General features: G+C 70.7%; 22 protein-coding genes, 1 tRNA gene and 1 other RNA gene. 11 read left to right on the top strand and 13 right to left on the bottom strand.

Annotated features, from left to right (window positions below; genetic code table 11):
- The first annotated feature begins 66 nt into the window (after window positions 1-66).
- Complete coding sequence (locus FNH24_RS05500) at window positions 67-738, top strand: TetR/AcrR family transcriptional regulator (RefSeq protein ID WP_152361128.1); 672 nt, start codon at window positions 67-69, stop codon at window positions 736-738.
- A 350-nt stretch (window positions 739-1,088) separates the two neighbouring features.
- On the opposite strand, the gene FNH24_RS05495 is transcribed toward FNH24_RS05500, so the two are convergent.
- Both FNH24_RS05495 and FNH24_RS05490 read right to left on the bottom strand, forming a co-directional pair.
- On the bottom strand, window positions 1,089-1,415 hold the full coding sequence (locus FNH24_RS05495; RefSeq protein WP_217428043.1) for a hypothetical protein: 327 nt from the start codon (window positions 1,413-1,415) through the stop codon (window positions 1,089-1,091).
- Window positions 1,416-1,436: 21 nt separating this feature from the next.
- Window positions 1,437-2,270, bottom strand: a complete 834-nt coding sequence (locus tag FNH24_RS05490) for a phytanoyl-CoA dioxygenase family protein (protein ID WP_152361274.1) — start codon at window positions 2,268-2,270, stop codon at window positions 1,437-1,439.
- Window positions 2,271-2,445: 175 nt separating this feature from the next.
- Between FNH24_RS05490 and FNH24_RS05485 the strand changes: the two genes are divergently transcribed.
- Together FNH24_RS05485 and FNH24_RS05480 are read left to right on the top strand one after the other, a co-directional pair.
- The gene (locus FNH24_RS05485) at window positions 2,446-3,252 is read left to right on the top strand and encodes a helix-turn-helix domain-containing protein (RefSeq protein ID WP_152361127.1); all 807 of its coding nucleotides are present in this window, start codon (window positions 2,446-2,448) and stop codon (window positions 3,250-3,252) included.
- A 260-nt stretch (window positions 3,253-3,512) separates the two neighbouring features.
- Window positions 3,513-5,270 carry a sialidase family protein gene (locus tag FNH24_RS05480; RefSeq protein WP_161606011.1) on the top strand — a complete coding sequence of 586 codons (1,758 nt, stop codon included), beginning with the start codon at window positions 3,513-3,515 and terminating at the stop codon, window positions 5,268-5,270.
- Here the strand turns inward: FNH24_RS05480 and FNH24_RS05475 are convergent.
- On the bottom strand, window positions 5,267-5,947 hold the full coding sequence (locus FNH24_RS05475; protein ID WP_152361125.1) for a CPBP family intramembrane glutamic endopeptidase: 681 nt from the start codon (window positions 5,945-5,947) through the stop codon (window positions 5,267-5,269). The genes FNH24_RS05480 and FNH24_RS05475 overlap by 4 nt on opposite strands.
- A complete protein-coding gene (locus FNH24_RS05470; protein ID WP_152361124.1) occupies window positions 5,944-6,846 on the bottom strand; it encodes an NAD(P)H-binding protein in 903 nt (300 codons plus the stop codon). The genes FNH24_RS05475 and FNH24_RS05470 overlap by 4 nt, the downstream gene beginning before the upstream one ends.
- A 124-nt stretch (window positions 6,847-6,970) precedes the next feature.
- Here FNH24_RS05470 and FNH24_RS05465 point away from each other — a divergent pair, with 124 nt between their 5' ends.
- The 4 genes from FNH24_RS05465 to FNH24_RS05450 all read left to right on the top strand — a co-directional run bounded on the left by FNH24_RS05465 (window position 6,971) and on the right by FNH24_RS05450 (window position 11,983).
- Entirely contained in the window at window positions 6,971-7,444 is a 474-nt protein-coding gene (locus tag FNH24_RS05465) for an SRPBCC family protein (RefSeq protein ID WP_152361123.1), read from the top strand.
- Window positions 7,445-7,501: 57 nt separating this feature from the next.
- Entirely contained in the window at window positions 7,502-8,512 is a 1,011-nt protein-coding gene (locus FNH24_RS05460; protein WP_152361122.1) for a Gfo/Idh/MocA family protein, read from the top strand.
- A 24-nt stretch (window positions 8,513-8,536) separates the two neighbouring features.
- Window positions 8,537-11,263, top strand: coding sequence for a helix-turn-helix transcriptional regulator (locus FNH24_RS05455; protein ID WP_152361121.1), 2,727 nt, complete (start codon window positions 8,537-8,539; stop codon window positions 11,261-11,263).
- 90 nt (window positions 11,264-11,353) lie between these two features.
- Complete coding sequence (locus tag FNH24_RS05450) at window positions 11,354-11,983, top strand: hypothetical protein (RefSeq protein WP_152361120.1); 630 nt, start codon at window positions 11,354-11,356, stop codon at window positions 11,981-11,983.
- A 16-nt stretch (window positions 11,984-11,999) separates the two neighbouring features.
- Here FNH24_RS05450 and recR read toward each other — a convergent pair whose 3' ends face one another.
- From recR to FNH24_RS05430, 4 genes are all read right to left on the bottom strand, one after another.
- Complete coding sequence (gene recR / locus FNH24_RS05445; protein ID WP_152361119.1) at window positions 12,000-12,599, bottom strand: recombination mediator RecR; 600 nt, start codon at window positions 12,597-12,599, stop codon at window positions 12,000-12,002.
- A gap of 61 nt (window positions 12,600-12,660) precedes the next feature.
- On the bottom strand, window positions 12,661-12,996 hold the full coding sequence (locus FNH24_RS05440; protein ID WP_217428042.1) for a YbaB/EbfC family nucleoid-associated protein: 336 nt from the start codon (window positions 12,994-12,996) through the stop codon (window positions 12,661-12,663).
- A gap of 194 nt (window positions 12,997-13,190) precedes the next feature.
- Window positions 13,191-15,602 carry a DNA polymerase III subunit gamma and tau gene (locus tag FNH24_RS05435; protein ID WP_152361117.1) on the bottom strand — a complete coding sequence of 804 codons (2,412 nt, stop codon included), beginning with the start codon at window positions 15,600-15,602 and terminating at the stop codon, window positions 13,191-13,193.
- 9 nt (window positions 15,603-15,611) lie between these two features.
- On the bottom strand, window positions 15,612-16,961 hold the full coding sequence (locus FNH24_RS05430) for an MFS transporter (RefSeq protein WP_152361116.1): 1,350 nt from the start codon (window positions 16,959-16,961) through the stop codon (window positions 15,612-15,614).
- A gap of 110 nt (window positions 16,962-17,071) precedes the next feature.
- Here FNH24_RS05430 and FNH24_RS05425 point away from each other — a divergent pair, with 110 nt between their 5' ends.
- Window positions 17,072-17,716, top strand: a complete 645-nt coding sequence (locus FNH24_RS05425; RefSeq protein ID WP_161606010.1) for an HAD family hydrolase — start codon at window positions 17,072-17,074, stop codon at window positions 17,714-17,716.
- Window positions 17,717-17,739: 23 nt separating this feature from the next.
- On the opposite strand, the gene FNH24_RS05420 is transcribed toward FNH24_RS05425, so the two are convergent.
- The 3 genes from FNH24_RS05420 to ffs all read right to left on the bottom strand — a co-directional run bounded on the left by FNH24_RS05420 (window position 17,740) and on the right by ffs (window position 19,832).
- Window positions 17,740-18,513 (bottom strand): SDR family NAD(P)-dependent oxidoreductase, encoded by a 774-nt coding sequence (locus FNH24_RS05420; protein ID WP_152361114.1) that lies wholly within the window; start codon window positions 18,511-18,513, stop codon window positions 17,740-17,742.
- 2 nt (window positions 18,514-18,515) lie between these two features.
- Entirely contained in the window at window positions 18,516-19,700 is a 1,185-nt protein-coding gene (locus FNH24_RS05415) for a winged helix DNA-binding domain-containing protein (RefSeq protein ID WP_152361113.1), read from the bottom strand.
- Window positions 19,701-19,735: 35 nt separating this feature from the next.
- An RNA gene (ffs, locus tag FNH24_RS05410) (signal recognition particle sRNA small type) lies at window positions 19,736-19,832 on the bottom strand.
- 63 nt (window positions 19,833-19,895) lie between these two features.
- Between ffs and FNH24_RS05405 the strand changes: the two genes are divergently transcribed.
- The 3 genes from FNH24_RS05405 (at window position 19,896) to FNH24_RS05395 (ending at window position 23,310) form a co-directional block, all read left to right on the top strand.
- Window positions 19,896-20,384 (top strand): DUF1707 SHOCT-like domain-containing protein, encoded by a 489-nt coding sequence (locus tag FNH24_RS05405; protein WP_161606009.1) that lies wholly within the window; start codon window positions 19,896-19,898, stop codon window positions 20,382-20,384.
- Between the two features lie 37 nt (window positions 20,385-20,421).
- Window positions 20,422-20,506 (top strand) — tRNA-Ser (locus tag FNH24_RS05400).
- Window positions 20,507-20,619: 113 nt separating this feature from the next.
- Window positions 20,620-23,310, top strand: coding sequence for a glycine betaine ABC transporter substrate-binding protein (locus FNH24_RS05395; RefSeq protein WP_152361111.1), 2,691 nt, complete (start codon window positions 20,620-20,622; stop codon window positions 23,308-23,310).
- A 5-nt stretch (window positions 23,311-23,315) separates the two neighbouring features.
- On the opposite strand, the gene FNH24_RS05390 is transcribed toward FNH24_RS05395, so the two are convergent.
- The gene (locus FNH24_RS05390) at window positions 23,316-24,104 is read right to left on the bottom strand and encodes a VOC family protein (protein ID WP_246186757.1); all 789 of its coding nucleotides are present in this window, start codon (window positions 24,102-24,104) and stop codon (window positions 23,316-23,318) included.
- Between the two features lie 100 nt (window positions 24,105-24,204).
- Entirely contained in the window at window positions 24,205-25,071 is an 867-nt protein-coding gene (locus FNH24_RS05385; protein WP_161606008.1) for a carbon-nitrogen hydrolase family protein, read from the bottom strand.
- Between the last annotated feature and the right edge of the window lie 29 nt (window positions 25,072-25,100).

Genomic DNA, 25,100 nt, shown 5'->3' with positions numbered 1-25,100 from the left:
GCGGAGCGATTTACTCCGCGCAGCCAGAATATTGCGGAGTGTTCCATTCCGCAATAGTGTCCGCTGATGGAGAACCGCCGGAAAGCCGCGCGCCGGGACGAGGTCGAACGCAACAACCGGGCGCTGCTGCACGCGGCCCGGGCGGTTGTCGACGAGGACGGTGCGCATGCCTCCGTGGCGGCGATCGCGGCCCGGGCCGGCGTCGGGGTCGGCACTCTGTATCGGCGATATCGCACCAAGGAGCAGCTCTTCCAGCACCTCTGCACCATCACCCTGACCGACTATCTCCGTGCCGCCGAGGAGGGGCTCGGTCACGACGATCTGTGGGACGGCCTGGCGCACTACATCGAGCAGGCGGTGCTCGCCGGCACGGGAGCCTTCGGCGCCATCGCCGGCACCATCGAGGTCACCGCGGAGATGAATGAACTGAGCACCCGCGGCGACGACGCCGCCGAAGAGCTCGTCCGCCGGGCGCACCAGGCCGGGGTGCTGCGCGCCGACGTCGGCGCGGTCGACGTCGCGCTGCTGATCGAGCAACTGGGGCGGTCACCGCTGGTCGAGACGATCGGCCGGCAGGGCCGGGCCGAGCTGGTCGAGGCGGCCGAGCACGCGCGCCGGAGGTTGATCAGCATCGCCGTCGACGGGCTCCGTGCGCCGGGCGGCGCACCGCTGGCGGAGCCGCGACCCGGCTGGGAGCTCTTCACCGAGCGGTGGACGTCACCCGGGGCGGGTTTGTGATCACAGGGCCTGCCCTTCGCCAGGCTCAGCCCGGATCCACCGATGATCTTGGATCCGTGGTGCCGTGACTTCGGTCCGGGCTGTGCGGCCGGGTGTTCGTTCCCTGAGCCTGTCGAAGGGCAGCCAGCTGGGTGCCCTTCGACAAGCTCAGGGAACGAACATCCGCCGGCCCGAACAGAGGTCGCGACACCACGACCAAGATCATCGGTAGGTCCGGGCTCAGGGAACGAAGTGTCGGACCTTCGACAAGCCGCGGGACGGGGTGGGGACGCGGTCGAGCCGGCCGGGATGCCGCGGGGGTTCGCCCGCGTGATCATCCCGACCGGCTCGTACTGCGTACTGCTGGGGTCTCAGGCGGAGATGTCGACAATCCGCTCGAACACGAACTCGTACGGCAGGTAGGCCACGTCGTACTCGTGGCCGGGCTGGTGTGACTGCAGCTGGGACAGCTGGAGCAGGCGCCAGCCGTCGATCAGGGCGTCGAGGCCGGTCTTGTAGGGCGGCTCATCGCTGTCGCCCATGGTCGGCTTGGACCGGCCGGTGCCGTCGTAGCGGGTCCAGGCGATCACGTTGGAATCCAGCGCCGAGGTGCCGAGATACAAGATCAGCACCTGCTGGCGCAGGTTGGGCTGGGCCGGGGTGGCGGCGAAGGCTTCTTCGATGGTGGTGGTCGTCATGGCAGTCTCCTCGTTCCTTGATCAGAAATGCCAGCCGCCGGCGCGATGGCTCGAGCCGAGCCGCACGTCGCTGGCTCCCGGTGCGACGAACTGCGGCCGCAACTGCTCCCGGGTCAGGTAGTAGTCGATGTCGAATTCGGCGTTGCCGGTGATCACCCGCCACAGCTTGGCCCGGTTGACCAGCTCCAGCCGACCCTCGTTGGCCGAGCTCCAACCGAAGCTCGTGGTCAGCTCCTTGAGCACCTGCGGGTCGTCGATGTCGTCGGTGTTCCAGAGCCGGAGCTGCCGCACTGTCGGGTTGAACCTGATCTTGAACATGTAGCGCGGCACGTCGGAGTCGTTGCGCCGGCCGCCGTGCCAGATGCCGTGGTGCAGGAAGACGACCGTGCCGGCCGGACAGGTCAGCCGGGTCTGGCCGGCCAGGTTCTGATAGCGGCCGATGCCGGTCTGGTTGATCTTGCGCAGATGGGTGCCGGGGACGCTGAGCGTGCCGCCCTGCTCCAGCGTGACGTCGCGCGGGTAGTACATGAGCTGCACGTCGAACGAGTCCGTCCGGGTGTCCAGGATCGCGTCGCCATGCATGTTCTGCGCCTCGCCGCCGCGCGGCGGACGGACGTGCACCGCGTGGTGGTCGATCACCGGGCCGGGCCCGACCAGGCTCTGCACCGCCCCGGCGACGGCCGGCAGGTCGAGCAGTTCGCGGACGAAGGTGCCGACGGGGAACGCCTCGTCCAGCGGCGTCCCGTACGGGTAACCGGGGATGCCGGCGTCCAGCACCTCGATGGCGCGCTGGTTCATGGCGTCCGGCACGGCCGCCTCCAGCGCGACGGCTCCGTGGGACACGAAGTGGGCCATTTCCACCGAAGTCAGTAAGTGTTTCCGATCGACCAGTGCACTCACGGCACAGTCCTCCCTTGGGCGTGGGTCAAGGATTCGCAGCAACAGAAGGGGTCGGCTGCGCTTACTACGCTAAGCCGCCGGAACCCCGATGTCGTGGTGCGGAAGCGGCCATTACTGGTTGAATTCCTGCATGACGGAGCCCGAGATCCCAGCGGTCGAGATCGACCTGACCGAGCCGCCCGAGGTCTGGGCGCAGGGTCGCGGCACGCACGGGCGGCGGCAGTTGGAGGACCGGTTCCAGTTGCCGCGGCTGTGGTCACTGCATCTGTACGGCTACCACGCCGAGCTGGAGGTGGACGGTCGGAGCTATCGGGTCGCGCCCGGCACCGTGTCCCTGGTCCCGCCGGCGGCCGCAATCGTCTACCGCTACCAGGGGCCGTCCACCCACCTCTACGCCCACCTCCGGGTCGAGGGCCGGACGCCGACCCGCGGCGGGCTGCAGTTGATCATGTCGCCCGGTGCCGAGCTGCCGGTGATCACCGACCTGATGGAGTCGGCCGTCGCCGCGGCGGCCGTCCGGCCGGAGCGGACCCGGGCCGACGTCTGGGGCGTGCTGCTGCGGCTGGCCGACCGGCCGGCGCCGCGGCGGGCGACCAGCCCCGCCCATGATCACGTGATGGCGGCGATGGCCTACATCGAGTCCCGGCTGACCGAGCCACTCACGGTGCCGCAGGTCGCCGCGGCGGCGGGGATCTCGGCCAACCACCTGGCCCGACTGTTCGCAACCGAGGTAGACCAGTCGGTGGTCGGCTACCTCCGCCGGCGGCGGATCGATCATGCCCGCCGGCTGCTGGCGAGCAGCACGATGTCGATCAGCGCGATCGCCGCGGCCGTCGGGATTCCCGATCTGCAGGCATTCAACAAGGCCTGCCGGGCGGTCACCGGGCAGTCGCCGCGCCGGCTGCGCCAGCCCGAGACGGCGTCGCCGGATCGCTGATCCTGGTCTGTCGCGACCGCTGGACGAGTTCTTGCGGCCAGCGTCCGACCTTGGCAGATTTGGGCTCGGCACCCAGCCCGCTGTTTCGTTCCCTGAGCCTGTCGAAGCATGTCCTGAGCCTGTCGAAGGGGGCAAGCCAGGTGCATCGGACCGGCCCTTCGACAAGCTCAGGGAACGAAACCGAGCATGCTCCGGTCCATCGCGATCGAGGAGGATCGATGACCCCAGCACCCCGCAGCCGACCTGCCCGAAATCCCGTCATGATCATCGGTCTCACCGTCGCCGCCCTGGTGACCACGCTGCTCACGACGGCTCCGGCCCAGGCAGCCCCGGCGGTACGCGATTTCGAGGCGGATCCGGTCGGCTCCGTGCCGACCGACTGCGGGACGCCGGCCGACCGAGCGGCCGCAGCGGTCACCGATCAGCAGGCCCAGAGCGGCCGGCAGTCGTTGCTGCTGGCCGACGACTCGACCACCAGCCAGACCGTGATCGTCTGCCCCGCGGCCGGCGGTGCCGGCGCCGAGCTGAAGGTCGCGCTCCGGCCGGAGTCGTTGCCCAACGGCTTCCTGATCTCGCTGCTGGGCACGACCGCCCGCCGTCCAGGCGTCGAGGTGCCCGTCTTTCAGCTCCGGGTCGGCCCCGACGGCGGTCTGTCCTGGTACGACGGCCTCGGCTGGACCCCGTTCGGCCCGACCGGCATCGTGCCGACCGGAGCCTGGAGCACCGTGATCATGCAGGTGCCGCAGGGGCATCAGGAGGCGCGGGTCTACGCCGGCGACCGGGCCGACCGGCGGTCCTACGTCGGAGCGGCCGGACCGGTCGGCGTCAGCCCGGTCACCGCGGTCGCCCGCTATCAGTTCGCGACCGCGGGCACGGCCACCTCCGGGGACACGATCTTCGTCGACGACGTGGCCGTGGACGACGGGGCCGGTGTCCGACCGGCACCGCCGCATCCCACCCTCCGGGTCGGCCGCCCGACGATCATCGACCAGACCGACGAGGGTCTGATGCAGATGCCGAACACCGTGGTCAGCGTGCCGCAGCCGGGCGGCGGCGAAGAGATCCTGGTGTCCTACCCGGTGCACGGCGACACCGCCCATGACACCGGCACCGCGATGGCGTCGTCCCTTGATCATGGTGCGACCTGGACCAACGCCGACGACCGGAATCCCTTCCCGGACGAGCAATCCTTCTACCTCAGCCGGCTGCAGGGCGGCGACCTGCTCGCGGTGTCGTACCACACGTTCATGATCGACGACTCCGGCAGCCTGCAGGCCGAGGTGCCGACCGCGGTGTCCAGCGACGGCGGTCACACCTGGACCCACCGGGCCGGCCGGATGACCGCGCCGACCGCGATGAAGCCGATCTCGACCGCGACCAGCCGGCCCGGCCATCCGCTCGGCGGCTTCGTCCTGGTGCACCGGGTGATCGAGGACGCCGACGGCACGCTCTTCCAGTCCGGCTACGGGTTCTACGCCCCGGACAAGAAGTTCCGGCAGATCCTGCTGGCCTCGACCGACGGCGGCGAGAACTGGACCGTGCGCGGCACGGTCGCCGCCGACCTGCCCGACCGGCAGAACTACGAGTGCCTCTGTGAGGCCGCGATCGAGCGGACGGCCGACGGATCGATGCTGGCGATCATGAGGACCGGCAGCTATCAGCCGCTCTACCAGGCGCGATCGACCGACGACGGCGCGACCTGGAGCACGCCGGTGCCGCTGGTCGCCGGTCCGGACCGGCTCCCGGTGGTCGGCGTCTTCCCCGATCTGATCTTGCTCGGCAACGGAAGGCTCGTGCTCTACGTCGGTCGCCCCGGGCAGTCGATCTTGAGCTCGCCCGACGGCAACGGACGATCATGGTCCGCCCCCGCCGTGGTCGACTATCTCAACTCGGGCAACGGAACCCAGCTGCCGATCGGCCCGAACCGGGTGCTCACCTTCGGCGACCGCGGCGCCGAATGGACGCCGAACACCCCGCTCCGCAAGGCCGTCTGGGCCGCCCCGGTCACAGTGCGCTAACCGCCTGGGGAGGTCAACGGAGGTACGGCGAGCAGCATCGTCACCGACCACGCGGCGTGAGCCAGGATCGGGGCGATGACCGCGCCGGTCACCTGCCGCAGCCGACCGACGACCAGGGCGAGCAGCACGGCCGCGAAGACCAGCAGCGGATTGCCGGTGGCGATGGTCGCGAGGGCGTAGAGCAGCGTCGTCGCCAGCAGGCGGTACGGCTCCCGGACCAGCCGCCACAGCGCGCCGCGGAAGAACAGCTCCTCGCCGGCCGCGTTGATCACCGTGATCCCGAGCACCAGGGCCGGCAGGCCCCGGTCGGCGTAGTCGAAGACGCCGGCCAGCACCCGGTCCAGCACTGGCACCCGATGCACGATCACGGCACCGAGCAGGAAGATCGCGGCCAGCCCGAGCCCGACCATGATCGGCGCGATGATCGTCCGGCCGAACGGTCGCGGCCGGTCGGGCAGCCAGCTGATCGGCCCGAGCAACAGCCCGCCGGCCAGCCAGACCGCGGCCAGCGCCAGGCTCAGCAGATAGAACCGGGGACTGCCGGGCGGGCTGGCGAACGACAGCTGGAGCAGCGCGATCCCGGCGCCCAGCACGATCAACACCAGCAGTCGGGCCAGCGTCGGTCGCCGCTCCAGGGCGGATCCCGTCGCGCCCCGCACCGTCGAGCCGGTGATCACCAGGACTCGCCGGCCCGCCGGCAGTCGATCAGCGCGGCGCGGACGGCGTCGTCGTAGCCGAGCTGGTCACCGGGGATCAGCCGCCGGATCCGGTCGTCCCGGACCACCACCTCGTTGCTCATCGACCCGATCAGGTTACGGGCGGTGACCGGGTCGACGTCGGTGATCAACTGCAGCCAGGCCGAGGACAGCCGCGGCGTGAGCAGCGGCACCGGCAACATCGGCAGCGGCCGCCCGTCGATGATCTTGGCCACCCGGCGCAGCATCTCGCCGTAGCTCAGCACCTCCGGACCGCCGACGTCGTACGCGCTGCCGTACGTCTCCGGCCGGCCGAGCACCCCGACCAGGTAACGGATCATGTCGACCAGGGCGATCGGCTGGGTCCGGGTCGACACCCAGGCCGGCGTGATCATGGCCGGCAACCGCTGCGCCAGCTGTCGGGTCAGCTCCCAGGAGATCCCGTCGTGGCCGATCACGATCGCGGCCCGCAGCGTGGTGACCGGCACCCCTCCACCGGCCAGCAGCCCCTCGACCTCCCGCCGGGACCGCAGATGATCGGACAACCGGCCGTCGTCGACCCCGAGCCCACCGAGGTAGATCAACTGACCGACCCCGGCCCGGGCGGCAGCCTCGCCGAACGCCCGAGCCGCCTCGGCGTCCCGTTCCACGAAGTCGTCCGACCCCAGCGCGTGCACCAGGTAGTAGGCGGCATCGGCCCCGGCCAGCCCCGGCTCGAGGCTGTCCGGATCGGACACATCCCCCGCGATCGGCTCGCCGGCTCCGGCATAGTCGTCCGGCCGCCGCGTCATCGCCCGTACGGTGTGCCCGCCCGCGACCAGCTCCGCACACAGGTGCGACCCGATGAACCCGGACGCGCCGGTGACCAACACCCGCGTCATCGCCGTCTCGCCGCTCGGTCCATCCAGCGAACCTACCCACCGAGCGTCGACCGGCGAGCCAGGGGCTGAGATCGGCAGGTCGGCCGAGCGGGACGGTGTCGCCGCCGACACTAGGCTGGCGATCATGAGAGACGCTGTCTCGATCCGGATCGATGCCCCGCCGAACCAGGTCTGGGAGTTGGTCAGCGACATCACCAACACCGGGCGGTTCAGCCCGGAGACGTTCGAGGCCGAGTGGCTGGGCGGGGCGACCGGGCCGGCGGTCGGCGTGCGGTTCCGCGGGCACGTCAAGCGCAACGGCAAGGGGCCGACCTACTGGAGCGTCTGCCGGATCGTGGCCTGCGAGCCGGGCCGGGAGTTCGCGTTCGTCGTCACGGCCGGCGACACGGAGCTGAACACCTGGCGGTACGTCTTCGAGCCGGACCGGGCCGGCAGCACGGTGACCGAGTCGTTCGAGCTCACCGATTCCATCGGCACCCGGATCTACTGGGCACTGCTCGGTCGCTGGCGGGGACGCACCAACCGGAACGGAATGCGGACCACGCTGCAGCGGATCAAGGCCGAGGCCGAGGGCACGGCCGGGACAAATCGGACCTGAATTCGAGTTCCGGCCCGGCCCCACCGCGGGATCACGGTCTCGCGCATAATCGGGCGCATGACGACGGGACTCGACCGGGAGGTTCGCTGGGGCATCATCGGGCCCGGCGGCATCGCCGGCAAGGTGATCAAGGACTTTCCGCTGGTGCCGAACGCGGTGCCGGTCGCCGTCGCCTCCCGATCCCAGCAGCGGGCCGATGCCTTCGCCGCCGAGCACGGACTGCTCGAGGCGTACGGCAGCTACCGCGAGTTGATCATGAGCGACTCGGTCGACGCGCTCTACATCGCCACGCCGCATCCGCAGCATCGTGATCTTGTCCTGGCCGCGGCCGAGGCCGGGAAGGCCGTCCTGGTGGAGAAGTCGTTCGCCGCGACGGTCGACGGGGCGACGCTGATGATCGAGGCCGTACGCCGACACCGGGTGTTTGCCATGGAGGCGATGTGGACCCGGTTCCAGCCGGCCATCGTCGCGGTTCGCGAGCTGATCGACGCCGGGGAGATCGGCGAGCCGCGCCAGGTCCAGGCCGATCTCGGCGTCAACCGGCCCTACGACCCGGCCGACCGGCTCTACGATCCGGCCCAGGGCGGCGGCGCGACGCTCGATCTCGGCGTCTATGTGGTCTCGCTGGCGCACTACGTCCTGGGCCGGCCGGATTCGGTTCTGGCGACCGGGTCGCTGGCGCCGACCGGGGTGGACGCCGACGCCGCGATCATGCTCGGTTACCAGGACGGCCGGATCGCTTCCTTGATCACCACTCTGCGCCATCAGACGCCGGGCGCGGCCCGGATCACCGGCACGGCCGGCTGGATCGACATCCTGCCGAGGTTCCACCATCCGACGACGTTCGTGATCACCCGGACCGGTGAGCAGCCTGAACGGGTCGAGCGGCCGCAGACCGGAGGCGGCTACGCGCACGAGTTGATCGAGGTCACCGAAGGCATCCGGGCCGGCCGGACCGAGAGTTCGATCATGCCACTGGACGACACCCTTGCGGTCCAGCAGACGCTGGCCGAGGTCTGTCACCAGCTCGGCGTCGAGCACCGCGAGGATGATCATGCGCTCAGTTGAGCTTCGTCGGCCGCCGGGCCGGCGATGACCGAGCGCTCACCGGTGATCATCGGCCGGTCGGGCGAGCAGGCCCGGCTGCAACGGCTGATCGGGGAGGCCAAGGACGGCCGGAGCCGATCGCTGGTGCTGCGTGGCGAGGCTGGGATCGGCAAGTCGACCCTGCTGAACTACGCGGAGGCGATCGCCGGGGATCTCCGGGTGCTGCGGGTGATCGGGGTCGAGTCCGAGGCCGAGATCCCGTACGCGGGACTGCAGGTGCTGCTCGCCCCGTACGTCGACCGGATCGACGGACTGCCCGGTCCGCAGGCCCGGGCCCTGAACGCCGTTTTCGGCAGGACCGAGGGCCCCGGTGATCAGATGCTGGTCGGAGCGGCGACCCTGACTCTGTTGTCGGAGCTCGCCGAGCCCCGGCCGTTGCTCTGCCTGCTCGACGACGCCCACTGGTTCGACCAGTCATCGGTGGCCGCGCTGCTGTTCGCGATCCGCCGGTTGCAGGCGGATCCGGTGGCGATGATCTTCGCCGCCCGCGACGGTGATCGCCCGTTCCGGGCCGACGGCGTCGACAGCCTCGAGCTGCGCCGGCTCGATCATGATCAGGCGGCCCGGCTGCTGGCCGCGGTGCGCGCCCTGCCGCACGACACGGTCGAGCGGGTGCTGCGGGAGACCGCCGGGAACCCACTGGCGATCCTCGAGCTGGCGGCCGAGGATCCGACCCGCCCCGAGGCGCCGCCGATGGCGCCGTTGCCGGCGGTCGGCCGGCTCGAACAACACTTCCGAGCCCAGCTCGCCCTCCTGCCCGAGCCGACCCGGCGGGCCCTGGCCATCGCCGCCGCTGATCATGGTTCGGACCTCGGCGGCTTCACCGCGGCGGCGGCCCGGCTCGGTCTCGACCTGGCCGACCTCGAGCCGGCCGAGGCGCGGCGGCTGGTGCGGGTCGGCGGCTCGGTCGAGTTCCGCCATCCGCTGATCCGCGCCGCCGCCTACCAGGGCCTCCCGGTGACCGGCCGGCTCGCCGTCCACCGGGCCTGGGCCGACACCCTGACCGACTCCGGCGATGCCGATCACCGGGCCTGGCATCTCGCCGCCGCAACGACCGGCGTCGACGACGCCGTGGCGGCCGAACTCGAGCGGGCCGCGTTGCGCGCCCTGGATCGCGGTGCCCCGGCTGCCGCCTCCCGGGCCTGGGAACGGGCGGCGCAGCTCAGCACCGTGCCCGCCGACCGAGCCCGTCGCCGGTCCGGCGCGGCCCGGATGGCCTACGACGCCGGCGAATCGGACCGGGCCGACCAGCTCGCGGCCGCGGTCGGACCGGCGGCCGCGCCGAGCGAGCGGGCCGATGCCGCCTGGGTCCGCGCCCAGGTGGCGTACGAACGCGACTCGCCCAGCCGGGCCGCGACCCTGGCCATGGACGCGGTCACCCCGATCCTCGCGATCGATCCCGAACGGGCGGACTCGATGCTCGCCGAGGCGGCGTGGTGTGCCCGCGACGCCGCCGACCCGGAGTTGATCGCCCGCTGCGCCGACCTGCTCCGGTCCGATCCCCGAGCCGGCGTGCTGCGCGAGGCCTTGGCCGGCATGACCGCCATGCTGCTCGGCGACACTCCCGCCGTTCCGGCGATGCGGGCGTTGCTGCTGGCGGTGCGGGACGGCCAGCTCGAGCCGCCGGTGCAGCGGCTGAGCGGCGGCTTCCTCGGCATCCTGATCGGAGCCGACGAGTTGGCCCGATCGGTGCTGGAGCGATTCGTCGCGCGGATCCGGGACGAGGGCCAGCTGGGTTGGCTGCCGTACGCCCTCGAACCGCTGGCCCTGGCCCAGTTGGTGACCGGCCGGTTCCGCGACGCCGAGGTCACCGTGGCCGAGGCGACCTCGTTGGCCGGCGAGCTTGATCAGCCCCAGCAGGCCGCCGTGCTGACCTCGATCGCCGCCTGGCTGGCCGCCGTCCGCGGCGATGACGCGGCCTGTGATCGGCTGGCTGCCGCGGTGCTGCACGGCGACGGGGCGGGTGGGCCGGACGGGGTCGACCGGGCTCGGCACCGGATGGCCGCCGCGACGACCGAGTGGGCGCTCGCCATCGTCGAATTGACCCGGCCGGATCCGGCCGCGGCGGCCGATCGGTTGGAACGACTCTGCCGCGGCACGGCCCGGCACGACCTCACCCTCCGCGCCATCCCCGACCTGGTCGAGGCCGCGGCGCGGGGCGGCGAGCCCGATCGGGCCCGGCGACTGCTGCCGGTGCTGCGCGACTGGGCCGGGCACACCGAGAGCCCGACGCTGCAGGCGCTGGCCCTGCGCTGCGCCGCGATCATCGACCCCGGCGACGCGGCCGCGGACCTGTTCGAGCGGGCGGTCGCGACCGTCGGTGTCGGACCGTACGACCTCGCCCGGACCCGGCTCGCGTACGGCGAATGGCTGCGCCGGCATCGCCGGCCGACGGCCGCCCAGACCCAGCTCACCGCGGCGCTGGAAGCCTTCGACCGGCTGGCCGCCCGCGGCTGGCAACGCCGGGTCGAGGCCGAGCTGACCGCCCTCGGCGTCGCCCTGCCCGATCACCCGGCCGACGCCGGCCGCGGGCCGGGAACCCTCACCCCACAGGAGTTGCAGGTGGTCCGGCTGGCCGGAGAGGGTCTGACCAACCGGGAGATCGCCGCCCAGCTGTTCCTCAGCCCGCGCACCATCGGTTACCACCTGTACAAGGCGTATCCGAAGCTCGGAGTCGCCCGGCGGGCCGAGCTGGCTCGGCTCGAACTCTGATCTGGCAGACTTGGGCCGGTCCAGGCTGCCGTGCGGAGAGGGAATCATGACCGGCTTGATGATCATGGACCTCTGATCATGATCGAGACCATGGAGCTCAGGCCTCGGATCTCGATCCGGGACTCGCTCGCCGCTCGCGGACTGATCCTCGGTGCCGGAGTCGGGCTCGGCGCGGCGCTCTGCTATCTGCTGGTCCTGGTGCCCATCGTGCTGATCCTCGGGCCGGCCGTCGACGCGGTCGCCGCAGGCCAGCCGGTGATCATGGCCGGATTCGACGGCGATCTCATCCTGCCCGCCGCCGTGATCACCGCCCTCGTCGTCGGCTTCGTGGCCGGAGTGCTGCCAGCGAGCGTGGCCGGAGGCATCGCCGGATTCGGCATCGGATTCGTGCTGCAGTTGACGATCCATCGCCGGCGCCCGGCCCGCTCGTCGGACCACGCGCCGCCGGGCCGCGCCGATCCTGCGGACCGGCAGCCCGGCTGGCCGGCCTGGTTGATCGGGACCGCGGTGAGCCTCTTCGTCGGCGCGGCGGCCGCGTTCGTAGCCACGCTGACCGTCCCGGGCGAACTGGTGTGGTCCTCGTCAGGGTTGATGATCCTCTGGCTGCCGGTGTTGATCTTCGCTGTGGCCGGCGGCCCGTTCGCTCGTTTACTGCCACAGCGGGCCGACCGGAAACGGCTGGCCGAGACGCCGGTCCGGCCGCGCCGCGCCGCGAACTGAGCGACCGGTCCGCGGGTCAGGCCTCGACGTAGCGGCGGCCCTCGAAAGCCCGGCCGAGGGTGACCTCGTCGGCGTACTCGAGATCGCCGCCGACCGGGAGTCCGCTGGCCAGCCGGCTCACCTTGACCCCCATCGGCAGCAGCAACCGGCTGAGGTAGGTCGCCGTCGCCTCACCCTCCAGGTTGGGATCGGTCGCCAAGATCACCTCGGTGACGGTGCCGTCGGCCAGCCGCTGGCACAGCTCCCTGATCTTGATCTCGTTCGGGCCGATGCCGTCGATCGGGCTGATCGCCCCGCCGAGCACGTGATAGAGCCCGCGGAACTCCCGGGTCCGTTCGATCGCGACGACGTCCTTGGATTCCTCGACCACGCAGATCGTGGTCTGCTCCCGGCGGACGTCGCTGCAGATCCGGCACCGATCACCCTCGGAGACGTTGAAGCAGACCTCGCAGAACTTGACCGTCTCCTTCACCCGGCGCAGCGCATCGGCCAGCCGCAACACATCCTCGGAGTCGGCGGCGAGGATGTGGAACGCGATCCGCTGCGCACCGCGAGGTCCGACGCCGGGCAACTGCCCCAGCTCGTCGATCAGGTCCTGGACCGGGCCCTCGTACACCGCACCTCCCCGTTCGCTGCTTGATCAGATCGTCTGCTTGATCAGTGTGCTCGCTGCTTGATCAGAACGGCAGCCCGGGCAGGCCGGAGCCGCCGAGCCCACCGGCCAGCGGGCCGAGCTTGGCCGCCGCACCGGCCTTGACCTTGTTGTTGGCGTCCCGGACCGCGGCGATGACCAGATCGGACAGGGTCTCGGTGTCCTCGGGATCCACGGCCTCGGGCTTGATCGTCAGCCCGACCAGTTCCCCGCCGCCGGTCAGGGTGGCGGTGACCAGGTCACCGCCGGCCGAACCCGTGAATTCGGCCTCGGCCAACTCCTGCTGCGCCTGCATCAGCTGCTGCTGCATGGCTTGCGCCTGCGCCAGCAGACCGGACATGTCGCTGCCTTCGGGAATCATCGGGACCGCTCCGTTTCGCATGCTCTGGGACAGTTCGAGTGCGGCGCCGCCGCTCCCGCCAGCCTAGCCGCGCCCACGCGCTGACCTCCCTCCGACCCGACCGGGAAGTTCGTTCCCTGAACCGGTCGAAGCGCCGTCCTGAGCCTGCCGAAGGGGGCAACGCCGGATTCGACCCGCTGCGCCGCTCAACCGCACTAACGAAGGGCGTCGGGCGATTCCTCGGCGATGATCTCCGCGCCCAGGTGCCGCTGCAGCAGTTCGGTGTGGGACTGGGTGTCTTCGGTGACGTCCAGATCGTCGCGCGCGGCCGCCGCGTCCCGGTCGTCCTCTTCCGGGTCGGCGTCGGGCGACGCCGGACCGCCGGCCCGCATCGGCCGGATCTGCTCCCGGGCCCGATCGAGGACGGCCCGATCCACCGGCGAACCGGCGGCTGCTGCACCAGCACTCGCCGGGCCTCCATTGACCGGACCGCCGGCCGCCGCACCGCCGTCCGCCGGCCTGCCGACCGTCGGGCCGGCCGCGGCCGCCCAGTCGTCGCCCGCCGGCGCTCCGCTCGCGGACGCCGAACCACCCTCGCCGCCCGGACCCGCTCCGGCCGTTGGCGCCCCGGCGGGCGCTGCTCCCCCGGCGCCAGTGCCGTCCGCCGCCCCCGGCGCCGACGCTGTCGGTTCCGCGAGGGCCTGGCCCGATGGCTGACCGCCGGGCGTCGGACTCGCCGGCGGCGCGCCGCCGCCCGGGTTGGCGCCCGGATCCACGATCGCTTCGATCCGCAGCTCGGCCCCGAGCACCTGCACCAGGGCGTCGGTCAGGATGTCCTCGTTGCCGCCGCGGGTGAAGCTGTCCCGCGCGCCGGCGTTGGTCATCCCGAGCACCAGCGTCTTGTCGCTCAGGTCGATCACCTGGGCGTTCTGGCTGAGCAGGATCCAGGTGAACCGCCGCTTGCCCTTGATCTCCTCCAGCACCTCCGGCCAGAGCCGGCGCACGTCGGCCACGGCCAGGCTCGACCTCGGCTGCTCGGCGGCCGGCGGCGAGGGCGCCGGCTCGGGTTCGGACCAGTCGGCCGAAGCCGGCGGAGCGGCCGCGGGTGCCGGCGTCCCTTGATCCGGTACGGAAGCCGCCGCGGCGGACGTCCCTTCGGCCGGCTCCGCCGAGGCCGGGCTCGCGGACCCGCCCGGCGCATCGCCGATCGCCGGGGGCGCAGCAGGCTCGGCGGCGACGACCGGCTCGGAAACCTTGGCCGGCACGACCTCGGCAACCGGCGCGGCCTCCCGGGTCACCGCCGGTCGGGCCGGCGGTTGAGCCACCACCGCCGGCGTCGGCCCGGAGGCCGTGTCGGTCATCCCGATCCGCCGCTCCAGCCGATCCAGCCGGGCATGGATCCCGCGCTCGTCGACATCGGCACCGGGCAGCAGCACCCGGGCGCACATCAGTTCGAGGTGCAGCCGCGGCGCGGTGGTGCCGCGCATCTCGGTCAGCCCGACCGCGATCACCTCGGCGGCCCGGCTCAGCTCGCCCGGGCCGAGCGCAGCAGCCTGGGAGGCGAGCCGCTCGGCCTGATCACCGGAGACGTCGACCAGCCCGGTCGACACCGCATCGGGCACGGCGGCGACGATCACCAGATCCCGCAGCCGGCGCAACAGGTCTTCGGCGAAGCGCCGCGGATCCTGGCCGACCTCGATCACCTTGTCCACGCAGGAGAACACGCCGCCGGCGTCGCCGGCCGCGAAGGCGTCCAGGAACTCGTCCAGCAGCGAGTCGGGGGTGTAGCCGAGCAGGGCCGCGGCATGGGCGTAGGACACCCCGGCGTCGTCCGCACCGCCCAGAAGTTGATCAAGAACGGAGAGCGAGTCGCGGACCGAACCGGCGCCGGCCCGGACCACCAGTGGCAGCACAGCGGTTTCCACCGCGATGCCCTCGGCCTCGCACAACTTGGCCAGGTAGGCCGATAGGATCTTCGGCGGCACCAGCCGGAACGGGTAGTGATGGGTCCGGGACCGGATCGTCCCGATCACCTTCTCCGGCTCGGTGGTGGCGAAGATGAACTTGACGTGCGGCGGCGGCTCCTCGACCAGCTTCAGCAGCGCGTTGAAGCCGGCCGTGGTGACCATGTGCGCTTCGTCGACGATGTAGATCTTGTACTGACTGCTGACCGGTGCGAAGAACGCCCGCTCGCGCAGGTCCCGCGCGTCGTCGACGCCGCCGTGGCTGGCCGCGTCGATCTCGATCACGTCGATGCTGCCCGGCCCGCCGCGGGCCAGATCCCGGCAGGACTGGCACTTCCCGCACGGCTCGGCGATCGGGCCCTGCTCGCAGTTCAGCGCCCGGGCCAGGATCCGGGCCGAGGTGGTCTTGCCGCAGCCGCGCGGCCCGGAGAACAGGTAGGCGTGGTTGACCCGGTTGTTGGTCAGCGCCCGTTGCAGCGGGTCGGTGACATGGCCCTGCCCGATCACGTCGGCGAACGTGTCCGGCCGGTAGCGCCGATACAGCGCCAGCGGGGCCGCCGAACTCACCGCAGGGCGCTCCGGCTCCGCGAACAAAGCCTCGTCCTGGCCCGGGCCCGCCACGTCCTCGTACTCGGGCCCCTCATCGATGTCTGGCTCGTCCACAGGTGCACCCTAGTGTCTGTCGCCGACAGCGGACGATGGGTCCGCGCCATCGGCCTTGGGCAGTCCGCGCAGGATCAGCACCAGGATGCCGGCGCCGACCATCGCCGCCCCGACCGCCCACATGCCGGCGTTCTGCGAGCCGGTGCCGTCGGCCAGGAATCCGGTGATGTACGGCGCCGCGAAGCCCGCGATGTTGCCGATCGAGTTGACCAGGGCGATCCCGCCGGCCGCCGCGGCACCGGTCAGGAACGCCGTCGGCAGCGTCCAGAACGTGGGCAGGGCACAGCAGACGCCGATCGCGCAGACGCTGACCGCGACCATCACCAGCGTCGGATTCTGCAGATAGAGCGCGACCGGGATCGCCAGCCCGCCGACGAAGGCCGGGATCGCCACGTGCCAGGTCCGTTCGCCGGTCCGGTCGCCGTGCCGCGCCCACAGGATCATCGCCACGGCCCCGAGCGCGTACGGGATCGCGGTGATCAAGCCGACCTGCACCAGCGAATACTCGACGCCGAACTGCTGCTGGAAGCCGCTGATGATCGTCGGCAGGAAGAATGAGAGCGCGTACAGCCCGTAGACGATGCCGAAGTAGACGAACGCGAGCGCGATCACCCGGCCGTTGGTCAGCGCCTTGCGCAGCGGGAAGTGGAAGCGCTGCTCGGTGCCGGCGGCCTCGGCCTCCATCTCGGCCGTCAGCCAGGCCCGCTCGTCGTCCTTCAACCACTTGGCGTCCTGCGGCTTGTCGGTCAGGAAGAACCACGTGATGAACGCCAGCGCGATCGCCGGAATCCCCTCGAACAGGAACATCACCCGCCAGCCGGCCAACCCGAACAGGCCGTCGCCGAGCTGCATGATCGCGGTCGACATGGGCGCGCCGAGCACGGTCGAGATCGGGATCGCCACCATGAACCAGGCGACCACCTTGGCCCGCTCCCGCTTCGGGAACCAGAAGGTCAGATAGAGAATGATGCCGGGGAAGAAGCCGGCCTCGGCGACCCCGAGCAGGAATCGCAGCACATACAGCACACCCTCGTTGGGGACGAAGGCCATCGCGCTGGCGATGATCCCCCAGGTGATCATGATCCGGGCGATCCAGCGCCGGGCGCCGAACCGGTGCAGCGCCAGGTTGCTCGGCACCTCCAGGAACAGATAGCCGATGAAGAAGATGCCCGAGGCCAAGCCGAACGCCGTCTGGGTCAGACCAAGATCAACACTCATGGTCAGCTTGGCGAAACCGATGTTGGTCCGGTCCAGATAGTTGATGAAGTAGAGCAGGCCCAGGAACGGCAACAGTCGCAGCGCGACCTTGCGGATCGTCCGGCGCTCCAGCTCCGGCACGGATGTCTCGGCTGTGGTCATGATTCCTCCCGGCAGTCGCGTCCTCGCAGCCTCGATCATCTCGCTCGAGCCGTCTCGGCGACACCCACCAGGACTCGTCTCGGACCCCCTGCGTACGGCAAAGTAGTGCTGTGGGCGATTCTGCGGGGATTTCGGCCATTCTGTTCGACGCGGACGGAGTGGTTCAACGGGCGCATCCGGACTGGCGGGCGCGACTCGGTTCCTGTGTTGCCCCGGAAGCCGCGGAGACCTTCATCGAAGAGGTGTTCGAGGCCGAGCTGCCGGTGCTCACCGGCGGCGATTTCGGCCAGGCGTTGCAGCGGGTGCTCGATCGCTGGCAGGTCGACCGGCCGGTCGAGGAGGTCCTCTCCGTCTGGGATTTGATCATCATCGATCAGCGGATGATCACCGCGATCCAACGGCTGCGACGGGGCGGGATCCGCTGCTATCTGGCGACCAACCAGCAGAACCACCGGCTGGACGTGATGCGCTCACTTCCCTGGTACGCCGACGGTCTGGATGATCAGTTCTACTCCTGCGAGCTGGGAGCGGCGAAACCGAGCCGGGCGTTCTTCACCGAGATCATGCACCGGATCCACACCCCGGCCGAGCAGGTGTTGTTCCTCGACGACAACAAGATCAACGTCGAGGCGGCCCGGGCCACCGGGATCAACGCCGAGCTGTTTCCGAAGGACGCCGGGGTGCGGGCCCTGGCGCCGTTGTTGTCGCGCTACCGGCCCGCCTCCGGAGTCGGCGCGGGCGTCGGCGTCGCCTGATCGATCGGCTCCGATCACGGCGGTCAGAGGTAGTGGAAGCCACCGTTGACGGTGACCCGCTGGCCGGTGATGAAGCCGGCGTCGGTGGAGGCCAGGAAGGAAACGGTCCCGGCGATGTCGGCCGGGGTGCCCCAGCGGGCCAGGTCCTGCCGCTCCAACCAGTCCTCCGCCGCTGCGGAGACGTCGCCGTGCCGTTCGACCGGGATCCAGCCCGGGGCGATGAGATTGACCGTGATCTCGTCCCGGCCGAGCTCAGTCGCCCAGCCGCGGGTCAGGCCGAGCAACGCGCCCTTCGCCGCCATGTAACCCGACCAGCCCGGGCTGCCGCGGTCGAACAGGTCCGAGCCGAGGTGGATCAGCCGGCCGTAGCCGGCGCGACGCATCTGCGGCACGAAGGCCTTGGCCAGCAGCAGCGGACTCTTGACGAAGAACTCGAGGTGGCCGAGCACGTCGGCCCAGTCGAGGTCGGCCAGCCGGATCGACGGCTGCGGCCCCGAGGCGTTGGCGACACTGACCGCGACCGGACCGAGCCGGGTCTCGACCGCGACCGCCAGTCCGGCGACCGCGGCCTCGTCGGTGACGTCGGCGGCGAACGCCTCGGCCCGGCCGCCCGCGGCGCGGATCGCCGCCGCCGTCTCCTCCGCCGGGCCGTCCCGGAGATCGTTGACCGCCACCGCCCAGCCGTCCGCGGCCAGTCGTTGCGCGATCACCCGGCCCAGCCCGCGGCCCGCCCCGGTGACCAAAGCCACCCCGTCGTCGATCGCCCGCCGCGGCACCGCCGCTCCCTCCGTCGTCATGATCAACTTTCGCTGAGTTCGCGCTCCAGTGGGGTCCGGAAGCTCGGGATCACTGTCGCTCCGCCGAGACGATCCTGCACGGAGGCCGCCGCGACGCCGATCGCCTCGGTCGCCTCCGCACCGACGTCCTCCAACAACCGCCAGACGACCTCGCCGGCCCGGATGGCCCAGCCGCCGACGATCCGGCCGTCCCACCACACGGTCGGCCCGATGTTGCCGTTGCGATCGAACAACGCCGGCTTGTGCGGCCCGAGATACCACTCCCGCTGCTGCCAGCCCATCGGCGTCGCGTCCAGCGCCGGCAGCAGGGCGGCGGTGGGCGCGACGGGCGCCTCCGGCTCCGTGTCCTCGGCCAGCACCACCCCGGCCTCGCCGTCCAGGTCGACCTCTGTGACGTCCAGCCGCGCCAGCACGGTCCGGGTCAGGCCGAGGGTCCAGCCGGTCCACCACTTCAGGTCCGCGACCGTGGCCGGCCCGAACGCGCCCAGCCAGCGCCGTACCAACTCCTCCTGGGCCTCGGCCTCGGCCAACTCCGGCATCCCGCCCGGCCAGAGTGATCGGACCGAGGCCCAGCGGTGCTGCCGGGACAGCCAGGTCCCGGCCGGACGACCGCGGACCACCCGGCCGTCGGCCCCCATCAGGGTCAGCACCCGGCTGGTGAGCTTCATCGGGACGTCGTAGGACTTGTCACCGTTCGGGATCAGCGTGGTCCGCAGCCTCGGTTCGTCCTGACTGAGCTGGCTGGCCAGCGCCTCGCCCCGGGCGTCCACGGCGCGCTCGGTGCCGGCCTCGACGTCGGTCAGCCAGGCCTCGAGGTCGCCTTCCACCGCCGGCTCGGTCCGGTGCGTGCCCAGGTGTTGCACCAGTTGTTTCCGCAGTCGCTGGGCGATCGCCCGGCCCGCCGCGCTGTGCACGACCGGAGCGAAGCCGGTCGGCACCACGAACATGGTCCGCCGCATCGCGATCAGCTTGACCAGCGAACGATCTTCGTACAGCGCGGTGGAGATGTCGTCGAGCTTGGCGTCCGGGCAGCGGGCCAGCAGGGACAGGTAGACGGTGGCCGGATCGGTGGCGTGCACCACGACGATCGCCGCGGCCGCCTCGGCGACCGTCGCACTGGGACCGGGGATCAGCCCGTGCCGGCGCTGCAGCCGGTGCCGCCGCTGCGCGGTGTCGATAGTGAGCACGCACCGAGGCTAGAGGGCGGCACCGACACCGGGACAACGAAGATCCCCCGCGCACCCGAAAGAGCTCTCTTACCCTTGCTGCCTTCCGGCCCTGGGGGAGTTGGGAAAGGTATCGCCACGCGGGGGACCAGGGACGAGTGTACGTGATCGGGCAGTGGACGCCAGTCGGCTCCCGCGGTTGGACATACTGGTCTGGTGACCGAGCCAGTTCCAGCCCCTCGCATCGGCGATTCCGAGCGCGACCAGGCGACGGAATACCTGCGTGAGCATCTAGCCCAAGGCCGGCTGGACCAGGCCGAGTTCGACGAGCGGATGACCGCCGCGCTGGTGGCCCGGACCCAACCCGAGCTGGACAAACTGTTCGCCGACCTCCCCGCCCCACGCCCTGGCCGGGAGCTGGCCGTGCCCGATCCGGCGAGACCCGCGGCCGTCGAGCCGGCCGGCCTGCCGCACTCCCCGCGCCTGATCAACACCATCGGGATCGTCACCGCGGTGATCTGGCCGGTCACCCTGCTGCTGCTGTTCGCCATCGGCTGGCACAACTGGTTCCTGATCTTCATCCCGATCGCCGTCTCCGCCCTCTTCGCCAACCTGCAGAAGCAGAGCGACGACCACCGCAAGCACCTCGACCGCGAGGAACGGCGCCGGCTGGAGGGCAAGCGGGACGACGACCCGGAAAGCTGATTCGCCGTTCCGCACCGCACCGGGTAATCTTCCGCGCGGAGGATTCGCCTAGTGGCCTATGGCGCTCGCTTGGAAAGCGGGTTGGGTGCAAGCCCTCAGGGGTTCGAATCCCCTATCCTCCGCTGATTGGGTGCATGACCTTGCGGGCATGTCAGACTCGCAGGCGGCGCCGCCCGAGCGGACGGTTCGTCGGCTGACGACGGCGCGACGGACGAGCGCTGGGAGTCGGGTGCGGATGAATCGTTCTGCCGGGAAAGCGACGACTGCGGCCATCACGATCGCTGCTGTCGCGGCCGTCGCGTTCTGGTCCCTGAAGCCGGTCCTGATCTCCGTCATCGGTGATCGCGGTGACTACGCCGAGGTGTACGTCGTGGCCGGAGCGATCTCCGTCCTGACCAGCCTGCTCGTTGCCGCAATCTTCTGGAAGCGCTCCGTCGCCGTGGTGCGGGGCGGCCGGACGACGGGCAAGGCGATCCTCTGGGCTGGACTGTCCGGGCTGTTCCTGGCCATGTGGTACTACGGCTTCTACCGGGCGCTGTACGGCACGGCCAAGGCCGACGCCACCGTCATCGCCTTCACCTGGCCGCTGATCGCGGCCATCGCGATCCGGCTCATCTCGCCGGGAACGGCCGGAAAGCTCAAACCCAATCAGTGGTTGCTGATCGGCGCTTCGTTCCTCGGTGCTGTCGCGATCGGTGTCGCCAACGTGGGGGCGTCGCCGCGGGGCGAGGCGTCCGGCGAGATCGTCTGGGCGTTCGTCGCCGCGATCGGCAGCGGCCTCTATCTCCCGTTCGCGTTCAAGGCGACGAGCGCCCTCGAGACGCGGGTCAGGTCGAAGCCGCTGGCCACCTTCTATTCGATCTCGATCGCCAATGTCGTCTCGCTGCTCGCCGTGCTGCTGGTCCTCTTCCTCGCCGGTCACCGGCTGCGGTTCTACGCCTTCGACGCCCAGGTCCTGTTGGTGTGCGCCATCATCGGGATCGGCACCTACCTCGTCGCCGAAGTGATGTGGACCTGGGCCTTCCAGGAATACAAGTCGCTAACCCTCTCGTCGCTGCCGTACTTCTCGCCGGCCGTGTCGGTCATCCTGCTGCACGTCCTGTTCCAGGAGCCGGTCCGCCCGATCGCGATCGTCGGTCTGGTGCTGATCCTCTTCTCCAATCTCACGCTGCACGCGAGTCAACGCTCGACCAACGCGCTCTCCCTGACCTTGATCGCCACCGTGTACGTGGCGTTGGCGTCACAGATCCTGCCGACGGGGACGATCGGCTCTGCCCCCGAGATGGCGGCGGCGCTCACCGGCCTGTTCGCGATCTTGGCCGGTTTCATCCTGGCCCGCGCGGCCGGACGCCGGACCCAGGAGGTGGATGCGCGGGCCGTGCTGGTCAGCCGCCTGATCGCCGTCGACGGCTCGGCCGGCAAGGAACTGGCCGACAAGCTCCTGCGCAGCCTGATGGATCTCGAGTTCGAGACCGATCGCGAACAGCAGGACAGCAAGACGGCCAAGCTGCGGGCGCTGCTCGCGGACGGTCCGGCTCAGGACGCGGCTGCGCGCAAGGACGCCCGGGACGCCTTCAGTTCCTGGCTGGCGATGCACCAGGATCGGCTCTCCATCGGCGAAACCGCCGCGCTCTGGTTGACCGGGATCGGCAGTGTCGTCTTCGTCCTCCTGCTGCGCGACGTGTCGCCGTTCGGCCAGGCCGGTTCGATCATCTTCGCTGCCGGCGCGTTCCTGGCGATCTTCACGATCCGCGACTACGACCGGAACAATCTCCACGGCTTCCGCAACCAGCTCCGCCGGCTGGAACAGGGCTTCAGCGAGATCGGGAAGCCGTACTACGTTCCCGCGGATGTCGTCGAGGCCGGACAGCTTTCCGGTGCCGAGTTCAAGCGGGGCGTACGCCGCGAGACCGCGGACGGGCGGATCGAGGTCGTCCGGAACTTTCCCGGGAGCCGGCTGTTCAACTCCTTCTATCTGGGCACCGCCGCGTTGGTGATCTTGGCGGTGATCGTGCTGCCCATCTCCTCGGTCGCCGGACCGGGCGCCGGTGGGGTCGCCGCACCCCGGCCCGGCGAGAGCCAGGGTTCGCTCGACCCGGGCGGCGACGCGCGGACCATCGTCATCGCCGATCCGGGATGGGCCGGCGCCACGGTCGCGGCCGAGATCATCAAATCAACGCTCGAGGCCCAGGACATCAGCGTGACGGTCGAGAAGGTCGACCACACCACCGCGGTCTCGGAGTTGATCAAGAAGGACGCCAAGATCCAGGTCCATCCCGATCTGTGGCTGCAGAATCAGAACATCGCAGTCCGCGAAGCGATCGAGTCCGGGGCCGTACGGCTCAGTGATCATCACTATGCGGCAACCCAGGGCATCTACATCCTGGACGACCAGCGGACGCGCGGTCTCGTCAAGGATCTGAACTCCCTGACGGATCCGGCGGTGGCGGCTCTGTTCGACACCACCGGCGACGGGCGCGGGGAGATGTGGATCGGGGCGCGCGGCTGGTCGACCACCGAAAGCCTCAAGACCTGGCTCGACAACGGAGTTCCGACGATGATCGGCGAGGCCTATTCGGAAACGATCTTCAAGGCGAAGCTGGCCGAGGACGCCAAGACCGGTCGACCATCACTGTTCTACGGCTATGTGCCCGATGGCATTCACGAGAAGTACGCGCTGCGCCGGCTCGGTGACGTGCCCGGCGAGACCGCCGCCAAGGAGGTGGACGCCTCGGTCGCGCGATCCGCCGAGGTCGCGGCGCTGTCGCCGACGGCGGACCGGATCCTGGCCCGGATCGGCTTCGACACCCACGACGTCAACGGCTTCATCAAGGCCTGCGACGACGGAGTTGAGCCGGCCAAGGTGGCTGAGCAGTGGATCACCGCGCATCGTGATCGAGTCGATGGGTGGACCAAGACTCGCTAGCGAGCTCAGAAGCAGAACGGGTGTCCGGCCGGGTCGGCGTAGACGACGTGCTGCAGGTAGATGGCACCGAGCTGTTCGGCGCGTTGGATGGCGGCTCGGCCGGCCGGGGTCTGGAAGTGCGGCAGTTCATGATCAACACTGAAGCGGTAGTCGGCGTGCAGTTGGGCCGGATAGGCGGGATCGGGCCAGCGGGGTGCGGGGACCTGGGCCTGGTGGAAGGCCAGGTCGGGCAACTCGTCGTCGGCCAAGTTGATCACTACCCGGTTCGGTGAGTCCTCGAGTCGGTCCGCGACGCCGAGGAAGGCCTGGTAGAAGGTTGCCAGGGAGCGTGGGCTGAAGCAGTCGTACACCAGCCGGGCGACCGCCGGCCCGGCCTCGGCTCGGCGCGGATCCGGGTAGAGACAGAACGCGTGCCCGACCGGATCGGCGTAACTGCGGTGGCCGGCTTCGTCGTGCAGCAGGGTCGCCCCGGCCGCCGCGGCGCGCTCGTCGGCGGGGGCCAGCTCCGGCACAGCGAAGTCGAAGTGGAGCTGTTGTGGATGCTCCGGATCGCCCCAGCGCGGCGGACGAAGGTCCGACCAGCCGTCGCGGTCGAAGCCGATCCGGAACTTGGGGTCCTTGGACAGGAACGGGGTCCCCCAGGCATCCCGGCGCGGCCAGCCGAGCAGGGCGCCGTAGAAATCGGCCAGCGCCGCCTTCCCGTCCCGACCGTCGACCTGGTCGGGACAGCCGAAGTAGACCGTCATGCCGTCTTCGTCCGCGAGCAGATGGGCCACCGCCGCCTCCAGATCCATGGGCCAGACGTTGATCCTTCACCGCTCGACCTCCGTCTGTCGAGCCTCGGCCGAGCGGCGGATCGACGACGCGTGTCGATCCGCCGCCCGGCCGTCGTGGCTAGCTGCCTGTGTACGCGAGTCGACGCGCGCCCTCCCGATGCCAGGCCTTGGCGGTCGGGTCCAGCGAATCGGTCACGTCCGCCACGGCCAGGCTCGGGCCGTCGCCGGTCGGGAGCCGGGCCAGCCAGTCGCCACCGGGCGAGACCACACCCCCGGCCGGGTCCTGATCACCACCGGAAGCGGCGCCGAGCCAGAGCAGGTTGCCGCGAGCCTGGGCGATCGTGTGCTCGAGCAGCGACCGACCCTGCTTCGCTTCGCCGCGGCCGCCGGTCGAGACCAGCACCAGGTCGGCGGCCTGCTCCGCGTACTGCTCGGAGACCCGGGAGAACAGACCCTCGACCCCGGAGGCGAGCCCGATCCGAACGCCGTCGACCTCGATCACCAGGCCGTCTTTCCCAGCCTGGTAAAGAAAGTCGGCCTTGGTCCGAGACAGGATCCGCTCCCGGTAGTAGCCGGCCGTGGCGCCGGTGTCGTCGATCACCAGCAGTCCCGTGTACGGCCGCGCACCGACCCTCGCCCGGGGCACACCGAGCACGGTCCAGATCCTCAGCCGAGCGGCGGTCGCCACGATCGATCGGAGCTCCGCGGCGAGCGCGTCCCAGTTGAACCTGCTCCAGTCGGCCTCGGCCATCCGGTCGGGGTCAGTCGAGAGCCGCCGTTTGGCCGGGAAGCAGAGGGTTCCTTCCTGGAACTGCACGAGCCGGGCCCCCTGCTCCTTCGCTCGACCGAGCAGCATCCGGACCTCATCGCCGGCGGCCCGGAAGCCGGCCGGATCTCCGGGGTCCTCGCGCAGGGTGGTCCGGGCGACGGCGAGCCGCAGCAGGACGGCTCCGGTCCCGGTGCGTACGGGTTGGCTGGTGGACATGGGCACTCCTTCGTCGGTTCGGAAGTGCC

The organism is Microlunatus speluncae (genome assembly GCF_009299835.1).
In the GTDB taxonomy this organism is placed as follows: Bacteria; Actinomycetota; Actinomycetes; order Propionibacteriales; family Propionibacteriaceae; genus Microlunatus; species Microlunatus speluncae.
Note: the sequence above shows the minus strand (reverse complement) of the source record. Positions and strands in the feature narration are given on the sequence as shown.